Origin of the sequence: Rathayibacter sp. AY2B5 (genome assembly GCF_002931645.1) — a bacterium.
In the GTDB taxonomy this organism is placed as follows: Bacteria; Actinomycetota; Actinomycetes; order Actinomycetales; family Microbacteriaceae; genus Rathayibacter.
Map to the genome: position 1 here is coordinate 50223 of NZ_PSUE01000023.1, position 9917 is coordinate 60139.

Sequence of the window (9917 nt, forward strand, 5' to 3'; positions counted from 1 at the left end):
TCACTTCCCCTGGAGGACGGGCGCGATGGCGTCGCAGACGCCTCCGAGCACCTCGGCGACGTCGGCGTCGGCCGACCACATGCGGTCCAGCGCCGTCTTGCCGACCGAGGTGATCTCGGCGGGGCTCGTCACCGGAGGGGTGGCGGACACGTCGGCGAGCTCGTCGACCACGACGCGGTCGAGCTGCTCGGCGCTGAGGCGCGTGTTGACCTTCGCCAGCTCCTCACCGGACAGCAGCGACTCGCGGGGCGGCGGGAAGAACTGCGCGAGCTTGGCGGAGTTCTCCGGGTTGGTCATGAACGAGAGGAAGCCGGTCGCCTCCTCCACGTGGTCGCCGCCCGCGAGCGCCGCCATGCCGGCCTGGCCGATGTTGCCGTACTCGCCGGCGGGGCCGACGGGCAGCGGGTAGATCTCGAACGGGAACGAGCCGTCGAGCAGGCTCGCGCGCGAGACCTGCGCGGTCGTGAACGCGGCGTCGCCGGCGAAGAAGTCCGCCGTCACGCCGGGTCCGGGGGTCGCGCCGCTGACGTAGACCGAGTCGTGGAAGAACTGGAACGCCTCCACCATCTCGGGCGAGTCCATCGTGCACTGGGTCCCGTCGTCGCTCCACGGCTGGGCTCCCCAGCCCGCCCAGAGGTTCGCGAGGCTCAGCCAGCCCGAGAAGTCGAAGTCGCGGATGATGTAGCCGGCCTTGCCGGTCGACTCGTTGACGGCCGCGCCGATGCGGTCGACGTCCTCCCAGCTGAGCGTCGCGGGGTCGACGGTCTGCCCGGCCTGCGCGATGAGGTCCTGGTTCACGTACAGCGCGAACGGCGAGTTGGAGAACGGGTACGCGTAGAGCTCGCCGTCCTGGCTGAACGACTGCGCCACGCTGGGCAGGATGTCGTCGTACTCGTAGCCCTCGGTCCCCTCGAAGGTCTCGGTCAGTGGAGCGAGCGCTCCGGCGTCGATCAGGTCCTTCGCGATGTCGCCCACCCAGGCGAGGTCGGGGGCGTTGCCGCCCGCGGCCTGCGTGGTCAGGGTCGAGTTGTAGTCCGCGAACGGGAGGGACTCGAAGGTCACGGACTCGATCTCGGGGTGGTCGGCGATGTACTCGTCGGCCATCGAGTCGAACAGGGCGAGCTGCTTCTCGTCGGAGGTCCAGACGGACATCCTCAGAGCGACGGGTGCTGAGTCGTCCCCGCCGCCGGCGGCGCCGCAGCCCGAGAGGGCGGCGATCACTCCGACTGCGGCGAGCGAGGCCATCAGCTTCTTCGCTGGTCTCATCGTCTCTCTTTCTCCAATGGTCTTCTCGGTGTTCCCGGTCAGTACCCGACGACGTCGGGCCAGTGGGTCTCTACGCCGCGCGACTCGAGCCTCGCCTGCAGGCGGGCGACGAGGGCGGGGTCGGCGGCGATCTCGTGGGGCGACAGGTCCTCGGCGAGGGCGAGGGCCGCCAGCTCGCCGACGGCCTCGCCGATGTTCCACTCCACGGGGTGGAGGCGGTACGCGCCGTTGGTGATGTGCGTCGTCCCGATGTTCTTGCCCCCGGGCAGCAGGTTCGTCGGGGTGCGCGGCACGAGGGCGCCGAGCGGGATCTCGAACGGCGAGCACTCCACGTCGAGGTAGTTGTCGCCTCCGGTGGTCGGGTGCAGGTCGATCCGGTACATGCCCACGCCGACGGAGTCGTCGAAGCGCGCAGGGCTCCCCGTCCCGCGGGCGGCGACGGAGACGTCCTGCTCGCGCACGGTGGTGAGCGCGCGGATCCGGCGGGACTCGCGGATGTAGGGGGCCTGCGCGAGGCCGTCGGCGGTGCCCATCACGTCGCCGCGGAGCCGGAGCCCGGGCCAGCCGCGGCCGCCGTCGGGCCGGGGCGCCTCGGTCTGGAGCCAGTAGAAGTACGACAGCGAGAGCGCGCGGGCGCCGGCGAGGTGCTTCTCCGGCTCCGGCACGTCGAGGATCGAGCTGTCGAGGTAGTCGAGCATCGGCCAGTTCGCGAGCACGATGTCGCTGTCGAGCGCGCCCGGTCGGAGGGTCTCGGTCGCGAGGATCCGGCGGAACATCCAGAGGTCGGTGTCCCCGCCCTGCGCGCGCTGGTCCGCGGTGCGGGTGTCGCCCACGGCGTTCACGTGCATCGTGCGGGTCTCGGGGCGCAGCGTCCTCGGGTTCGGCGCGGTGAAGGAGAGGAGCTTCCCGCCCCAGAACGGCACCTCGTACTCGTGCCAGTAGTCGTAGTCGGCCGGGCGCTCGATGGTGTGGTCGCCGTCCGCGCTGTCGAAGCCGAAGCACCAGGTGACGGCCTGCACGTTCATCGGGTCGGCGACGGCGGGAGCGCTGGGCTCGCCGTGCTCGTCGCGCGACTCGGACCCCGTGACGTAGTCGACCTCCGCGAGGGGGAGCAGCTCCCCCGTCTCGGTCGCGTCGACCACGTACCGTCCGGAGACGGCGAGCTCCTCGCCCGAGACCGGGTCGCGCAGCAGGACGCGCTCGATCCGGCCCGGGCCGCCGTCGACGGCGAAGGGGACGACGCCGGTGACGACGCGGATCGCTCCGCTCGAGCGGTAGGGGGCGAGCATCTCGTCGAGCACGGCGACGGCCACTCGGGGCTCAGCGCAGAGCCGGCTCACGAGTCCGCGGCCGGGGTTCAGGCGGTCGTCGCGCATCGCCTCGGCGGTGAGGGGGTAGTTGCGGCGGTAGTAGCCGCGGATGCCGTCGCGGAGGCGCCGGTAGTCGGCGGTGACGCCGAACTGCTCGACCCAGGTGTGCTCGTCCGGCGGGACGCCCTGCGAGGTGAGCTGACCGCCCAGCCACGGGTACTGCTCGGTCAGCACGACCGAGAGGCCGTTGCGGGCGAGGGCGATCGCCGCGGCCACTCCTCCGAGTCCGCCGCCGATCACGGCGACATCTGCTTGCATCGGGGTCACGCGTCCGCCTCGTCCTCGTCGACAGTCTGGGTCATCGGCCTACTACCCGCGGGTAATACGTATTGCCGATTGGTTAGACCGTAACGCACGAGTGTCCGGTTGGCAACGGTCTCCGCCGTTCCGAGCGACGCCGCGGCGACCCGCGGGCGTCCTCAGCCGGGAGTGGGCCGGATGTCAGGGCTCGGTGGCATGCTCGACCCCGAGCGCGGCCGGCGGGCGGCGGCGCGGAGCGGAGCAGCATGATCGGGTTGGATCTCACCGGGCGCACGGCCCTCGTCACGGGGTCGGGGCAGGGCATCGGGCTGGCCATCGCGACCACCCTCGCGGAGGCGGGCGCCGAGGTGATCGTGAACGCCCGCTCCGAGCGGTCGATCCGCCGGGCGATCGAGGCCGTCGGCGCGGCGGTGCCGGAGGCGCGGGTGCGCGGAGTCGCGGCCGACGTGTCGACGGAGAAGGGCACGGCCTCCCTCCTGCGCGCGGCCGCGGAGGTGGACGTGCTCGTCAACAACCTCGGGATCTTCGGCTCCGCCGATGCGCTCTCCATCGACGACGACGAGTGGCGCCGCTACTTCGAGGTCAACGTGCTCACCGGCGTGCGCCTCACCCGCGCCTACCTCCCGGGGATGATGGAGCGCGAGTGGGGCCGCGTCCTCTACATCGGCAGCGACTCCGCCGTCGTCACGCCCGCCGAGATGATCCACTACGGAGTGTCGAAGACCGCACTGCTGGGCGTCTCGCGCGGCTTCGCCAAGGCCTCCGCCGGCACCGGGGTGACGGTGAACAGCGTGCTCGCCGGGCCGACCCACACGAGCGGCGTCGAGGACTTCGTCTACGAGCTGGTCGACCGCGAGCTCCCGTGGGAGGAGGCGCAGCGCGAGTTCATGCGCCTGCACCGGCCGCAGTCGCTGCTGAAGCGCCTCATCGAGCCGGAGGAGATCGCCCACATGGTGGCGTACCTCGCCTCCCCGCTCGCCTCGGCCACCACGGGCGCCGCCGTGCGCGTCGACGGCGGCTACATCGACTCGATCGTGCCGTAGCGCGCGCTCCCGGGGCTTCCCGGGGCGCCGGCCGTCAGCGCGGAGGGGCGACCGAGCCGCCGGGGCGCCACGGGCCGCCGATGCGCTCCTGGAGGAGCGGCGCCGCCGGGTCGGCGAGGCGGGCGAGCAGCGCCTCCACTCCGCGGCGGCCGAGCTCGCGGCCGGGCGCGACGAGCAGGTCGAGTGCCGGGTCGGCCAGGTCGGCGACGTCGGGGTCGGAGGCGAGCAGGACGATCGAGAGGTCCTCGGGCACGCGCAGCCCGCGGTGCCGCACCTCGTGCGCGAACCCGACGGCGGCGCCCCCGTTGACGATCACCACGGCGGTCGCGGAGGCGGGGTCGAACGAGCGGGCGAGGGTGCGGCCACCGGCGGGCGACTCCTCGCAGCGCAGCAGCACGCCCTCGACGCCGCGGGCCGCGCAGGCGAGCGCGAACGCCTCCTGGGTGCGCGCATAGGGGCCGAAGTCGGCCGCGGCGTCGCGGTCCGGGCCGAGCACGAGCGCCACCCGCGCGTGCCCCAGGCCGGCGAGCCGGCCGAGCGCCTCCTCGACCATCCCCTCGAAGTCGATGTCGACCCAGTCGAGGGCGGACGGGTCGCGGGTGCGCCCGATGAGGGCGAAGGGCGTGCCGGAGTCCCGCAGGACCGGCACGCGCTCGTCCTCGCTGGTGACCTGCATCAGCACGACGCCGTCGATCAGGCCGTCGGCGCGCAGGTCGGCGAGGCGGTCGGAGCCGCCGACCGTCGGCCACAGGACGATCGAGTGGTCCTGCTCCGCCGCGGCCTCGGCGGCTCCGAGCAGGAACGAGGTGGCGGTGTTGAGCGGCCGGCTCGACACGAGCGGATAGACGACCGCGACGATCCCCGAGCGGCGCCGCGCGAGGGCGCGGGCCAGGGCGTGCGGCCGGAAGCCGAGCTCGTGCATCGCCGCCCGCACCCGCTCGCGGGTCTCGGGCGAGACGGGCTTGGTGTCGTTGACCACGAACGAGACCGTCGCGATCGAGACCCCCGCGAGGCGCGCGACGTCCCTCATCGTGGCCACCGCGCCTCCTCCGCTCGCGCCGCCCGGCCGTGGTTGACGTGGGGCGGACGTCTCCCGCATCCTAGGAGACGCGGCCGGTAAAGCGGTTAACCCCGTGTCGGGCCGGTAAAGCGGTTAACCCCGTGTCGGGCCGCCCACTGCCGCACCGTCTCCACCGTCGAAGAAGGAACACCGTGACCACACCCTCCTCCCCCGTCCGCGTCCTCGTCTGGGGCGAGAACCGCCATGAGCAGATCGAGGAGAAGGTCCGCGCGATCTACCCCGACGGCATGCACAGCACGATCGCCGACGGCATCCGCGAGAACCTCGGCGAGCGCGCCTCCGTCTCCACCACCACGCTCGACGAGCCCGAGCACGGCCTCACCGAGGACGTCCTCGACGCCACCGACGTGCTCGTCTGGTGGGGCCACATGGCCCACGGCGACGTCTCCGACGAGATCGTCGAGCGCGTCCAGCGCCACGTCCTTTCGGGCATGGGCCTCGTCGTCCTGCACTCCGGCCACTGGTCGAAGATCTTCGGCAAGCTCATGGGCACCACCTGCACGCTGCGCTGGCGCTCGGAGCAGGACCGCGAGCTGGTCTGGACCGTCGATCCCACGCACCCCATCGCCCAGGGGATCCCGCACCCCTTCGTGATCCCCCGGCAGGAGATGTACGGCGAGTTCTTCGACGTGCCTGCGCCCGACGAGCTCGTGTTCCTCTCGACCTTCACGGGCGGCGAGGTCTTCCGCTCCGGCATGACCTGGAAGCGCGGCCACGGGCGCATCTTCTTCTTCTCCCCCGGCGACCAGGACTACCCCGTCTACCACCAGGCCGAGGTGCGCCGCGTGATCGCGAACGGCGTCGAGTGGGTGCGCTCCTCGCGCCCCGAGCGCAGCCTCCCGGTGCTGCAGCGCTACGAGACCGAGGACTTCCACAACGGCCAGGACTACGAGGGAGCGCTCGTCCGATGACGGTCCGCCTCGTCCAGGTCGGCGCCGGCGCGATGGGCCGCGCCTGGATCCGCACCATCCGCGACTCCCCGGACGCCGAGCTCGTCGGCCTGGTCGACCTCGACGTCGACCTCGCCACGGCTGCCGCGGACGAGGAGGGGGTCGGCCCGGTCGCGGTCGGCACCTCCGTCGCCGAGGTCGCCGCGCGCTCCGGCGCCGACGCCGTGGTCAACGTGACCGTGCCGCGGGCGCACCTGCCCGTCAGCTCGGAGGCGCTGTTCGCCGGGCTGCCCGTGCTCTCCGAGAAGCCGATCGCGCCGACCATCGCCGAGGCGCTGGTGCTCGCGGCGACGGCCGAGGCCTCGGGCCGGCTCCTGATGACCAGCCAGTCGCGCCGCTACTACGCGGCGATCACCGCCTTCCGCGAGCAGATCGCCGGGCTCGGGCAGCTGGGCACCGCCTCCGTGCACTTCGCGAAGGCGCCCCGCTTCGGCGGCTTCCGCGACGAGATGGACCACGTGCTCCTGGTCGACATGGCGATCCACGCCTTCGACGCGGCGCGGTACCTGCTCGACAGCGACCCGGTCGCGGTCTACTGCGAGGAGTACAACCCGGGCTGGAGCTGGTACGCCGACGGAGCCGCGGCGAGCGCCGTGTTCGAGTTCGCCGGCGGAGTGCGCTTCAGCTACACCGGCAGCTGGTGCGCCGACGGCCTCGAGACCTCGTGGAACGGCGACTGGCGCGTGAACGGGGCCGGCGGCACCGCGCACTGGGACGGCGACGGCGCTCCGGAGTGGCAGTCGCGCGAGTCGGAGGCGGTGCGGACCGCCACGCTCGAGCCCGTGCCCGAGGAGATCGCGGGCTCGCTCGCGGAGTTCGTGCGGGTGCTGGGCTCGGGGGCGGTGCCCTCGGGCGAGGTGCACTCGAACGTGCGGAGCCTCGCGATGGTGGAGGCGGCGGTCCGCTCCTCCGAGACGGGCGCGCGGGTGCGGCTCGACGACGTGCTGGAGGAGGGGTACGCGGAGGCGCTGACGCTCGCGCGCGACGAGCGAGTCCGCGCGGCCCTCGGCTCCTGGGGCTCGGCCGCGGAGGGCCTCGCGCGCTGACCACGCCGCCTGGCGGATCTCGAGGCGTCCGTGCGGCGGACTGCGGCACGCGGCGTCTCGAGACCCCCGCCCGGTCGCGGCTCCGCCACCGCGCGTTCGCCGGGCGGACACCTGCGGGCGGCGGTGCGTTCACCGGGGGCGGCCAGCGTGGGCGGGTTCCTTCGAAGCCGCTCAGGAGACCCGTGTCCTCTCGTCACACCCGCACCCGCACCCGCACCGCCGCCCTCGCCCTCACCGTCACCCTCGCCGGCTGCACCCTCGGAGCCGCGGCCCTGCCCGCCTCCGCCGCGGGCGACTCCTTCTTCACCCGCATCGCCACGGTGCCGGCCTACCTCAACGCGGCCGACCCGTCCGCCGACTCCGCCGTCGCCGAGATCTCGAGCGCGTCGCCCGACGGCTGCCTGGTCTACTCGACGGACTCCGCCGGGCAGCGCATCAACGTCCTCGACATCTCGGACCCCGACGCCCCCGAGCCGCGCGGCGGCGTCGGCGTGGGCGGCGAGCCGACCTCGGTCTACGCGACCGGCGAGTACGTCCTCGCGGTGGTCGACACGAGCGACGGCGACTTCGCGAACCCCTCCGGCCACGTCAGCGTGCTGCACGCCGACGACCTCGCGCCCGTCGCGAGCATCGAGCTCGGCGGCCAGCCCGACTCCATCGACGTCACCACCGACGGCTCGACCGCGGTCATCGCGATCGAGAACCAGCGCGACGAGGACCTCGCCCCCGAGGGCGGCGAGGAGGGCGACCTCCCGCAGGCGCCCGCCGGGGAGCTCGTGGTGATGGACCTCGCGGGCGACCCCTCCGCCTGGGTGCCGGAGCACGTCGACCTCACCGGTCTCGCCGGCCTCGACACCCCGTCGGACCCGGAGCCCGAGTACGTCTCGATCAACCCGGCCGACACGGCCGTCGCCGTGACGCTGCAGGAGAACAACGCCGTCGCGATCGTCGACCTGGCCACCCGCTCCGTCACCGCCTCGTACACCGCGGGCACCGCCTCCGTCAGCGGCATCGACACGCTCGACGACGACTCGATCTCGCTGACCGGCTCGATCACCGACGTCCCGCGCGAGCCCGACGCGATCGGCTGGGTCGGCGACGACCACGTCGCGATCGCGAACGAGGGCGACTGGAAGGGCGGCACGCGCGGCTGGTCGATCCTCGACACCGCGACCGGGGCCGTGCAGTGGGACGCCGGGAACTCGTTCGACCACCTCGCGGTGCGCCTCGGGCTCTACCCGGACAAGCGCTCCGACGCGAAGGGCTCCGAGCCCGAGGGCCTGCTCTCGGCCACCTTCGACGGCGTCCCCTACGTGTTCGTCGGCGCCGAGCGGGCGAACTTCGTGGCCGTCTACGACGTGTCGGAGCCGACCGCGCCGCGCTTCGTGCAGGCGCTGCCGTCGACGCCCGGCCCGGAGGGGCTGCTCGCCCTGCCCGAGCGCGACCTGCTGGTCGTCTCGAGCGAGACCGACGACGCCGAGGCCGCCGTCCGCGCGAGTGTGCAGCTCTACGCGCTCGGCGCCTCCGCCCCCGCGTTCCCGACCGTGCTGTCGGCCGACGTCGACGGATCGCCGCTGCCCTGGGGCGCGCTCTCGGGCCTCTCGACCGACCCGGCCGCGCCCGACCGCCTGTACGCGGTGAGCGACAGCGCCTACGCGCCGAGCACCCTCCACTCGATCGACACCTCCGTCTCGCCGGCGCTGCTCGACTCGACGCTCACGGTGACCGAGGGCGGCGAGCCCGCCGCTCTGGATCTGGAGGGGATCGCCGCCCGCGTCGACGGCGGCTTCTGGGCCGTGACGGAGGGCGGGAGAGGCGACGGCAACGCGCTCCTGCGACTCGACGCGGATGCCGCGGTGACCGAGCGGATCGCCCTGCCCGCGGAGCTCGCCTCAGCGCTGGGCAAGCAGGGCTTCGAGGGAGTGACCGTCGAGGACAGTGCCGCCGGTGAGATCGTCTGGACGGCGCTGCAGCGCGAGGCCTCGATCGACGCCGACGGAGTGGTCCGGATCGGGCGCTACGACGTCGCCGCCGACAGCTGGAGCTTCTTCGGCTACCCGCTGGAGGCCGTGTCCGGGGCGGACGGCGACTGGAACGGGCTCTCGGAGATCACGCTGACCCCCGCGGGCACGCTCGCGGTGATCGAGCGCGACAAGCTCAACGGGCCGGACGCCGCGCTGAAGGCCGTGTACACGGTGCCGCTGCCGACGGAGGCCGGCGCGGCGGTCGGCGAGACGCTGCCGATGCTCGAGAAGACCCTCGCGGTCGACGTGCTGCCCGCGCTGCAGGCCGGGAACGGCTGGACACAGGAGAAGCTCGAGGGCCTCGGCATCACCGGCTCCGGCGAGGTGTTCGCGGTGACCGACAACGACGGCGTGGACGACGCGAACGGCGAGACGGTGCTCGCGTCGCTCGGCTCCGCGGAGTCCGTGTTCGGGACGGGGACGGTGCCGACTCCGGGACCGACTGTTGGGCCGACCGTCGAGCCGACGGTGGCGCCGACGGCTGAGCCGACCATGGCGCCGACCGCGCAGCCCACGGCCGAGCCGACCCGCACGCCGGCTCCCGCTCCGGCCGGCGCCGTTCCTCCGCGGACCGGCTCGGGACTCGCGAGCACCGGCGTCGAGACGGGCTGGACCGCCGCGGCGGCCTTCGCCCTGCTCGCCGGCGGAGCGCTCGCGCTCGGAGTGACGCGCCGCCGCCGCGACGCGCGCTGACGGACGCCGACGGCCCGGGGGACAGTGTCCTCCGGGCCGTCGGCGTTCCCCCGCGCAAGCGGGGCGGATGGTCGGGTGTCAGCTTCCGGTGGGGGCGTCCTCGGTGTCGGGAGCGGTGCTCTCGGAGGGCGCCTGCGGGGCGACGGGCGCGGCAGGGCCGGAGCCGTCGGCGGGGGCCGGCGG

General features: G+C 73.5%; 7 protein-coding genes. 4 read left to right on the top strand and 3 right to left on the bottom strand.

The genetic code is table 11. From position 1 onward, the window contains the following. Together C5C30_RS13650 and C5C30_RS13655 are read right to left on the bottom strand one after the other, a co-directional pair. Entirely contained in the window at nucleotides 1-1266 is a 1266-nt protein-coding gene (locus C5C30_RS13650; RefSeq protein WP_104224315.1) for a sugar ABC transporter substrate-binding protein, read from the bottom strand. A gap of 38 nt (nucleotides 1267-1304) precedes the next feature. Further along, entirely contained in the window at nucleotides 1305-2894 is a 1590-nt protein-coding gene (locus tag C5C30_RS13655; RefSeq protein WP_104315513.1) for an FAD-dependent oxidoreductase, read from the bottom strand. A gap of 251 nt (nucleotides 2895-3145) precedes the next feature. Between C5C30_RS13655 and C5C30_RS13660 the strand changes: the two genes are divergently transcribed. Then, a complete protein-coding gene (locus tag C5C30_RS13660; RefSeq protein ID WP_104333957.1) occupies nucleotides 3146-3940 on the top strand; it encodes an SDR family NAD(P)-dependent oxidoreductase in 795 nt (264 codons plus the stop codon). A gap of 34 nt (nucleotides 3941-3974) precedes the next feature. Here C5C30_RS13660 and C5C30_RS13665 read toward each other — a convergent pair whose 3' ends face one another. Beyond that, nucleotides 3975-4970: a LacI family DNA-binding transcriptional regulator gene (locus tag C5C30_RS13665; protein ID WP_258063691.1), complete on the bottom strand. Its 996-nt coding sequence runs from the start codon at nucleotides 4968-4970 to the stop codon at nucleotides 3975-3977. 182 nt (nucleotides 4971-5152) lie between these two features. Between C5C30_RS13665 and C5C30_RS13670 the strand changes: the two genes are divergently transcribed. The 3 genes from C5C30_RS13670 to C5C30_RS13680 all read left to right on the top strand — a co-directional run bounded on the left by C5C30_RS13670 (nucleotide 5153) and on the right by C5C30_RS13680 (nucleotide 9734). Then, on the top strand, nucleotides 5153-5932 hold the full coding sequence (locus C5C30_RS13670; RefSeq protein WP_104269604.1) for a ThuA domain-containing protein: 780 nt from the start codon (nucleotides 5153-5155) through the stop codon (nucleotides 5930-5932). Continuing rightward, on the top strand, nucleotides 5929-7017 hold the full coding sequence (locus C5C30_RS13675) for a Gfo/Idh/MocA family protein (protein WP_104333955.1): 1089 nt from the start codon (nucleotides 5929-5931) through the stop codon (nucleotides 7015-7017). The genes C5C30_RS13670 and C5C30_RS13675 overlap by 4 nt, the downstream gene beginning before the upstream one ends. Before the next feature lie 182 nt (nucleotides 7018-7199). Then, complete coding sequence (locus C5C30_RS13680; RefSeq protein WP_104333956.1) at nucleotides 7200-9734, top strand: esterase-like activity of phytase family protein; 2535 nt, start codon at nucleotides 7200-7202, stop codon at nucleotides 9732-9734. Nucleotides 9735-9917: the final 183 nt, after the last annotated feature.

Bases quoted from the DNA above. Each gene is read 5' to 3' on its own strand.
- C5C30_RS13650 (WP_104224315.1), bottom strand. From the start codon at position 1,266: ATGAGACCAGCGAAGAAGCTGATGGCCTCGCTCGCCGCAGTCGGAGTG.
- C5C30_RS13655 (WP_104315513.1), bottom strand. From the start codon at position 2,894: ATGCAAGCAGATGTCGCCGTGATCGGCGGCGGACTCGGAGGAGTGGCC.
- C5C30_RS13665 (WP_258063691.1), bottom strand. From the start codon at position 4,970: ATGAGGGACGTCGCGCGCCTCGCGGGGGTCTCGATCGCGACGGTCTCG.
- C5C30_RS13675 (WP_104333955.1), top strand. From the start codon at position 5,929: ATGACGGTCCGCCTCGTCCAGGTCGGCGCCGGCGCGATGGGCCGCGCC.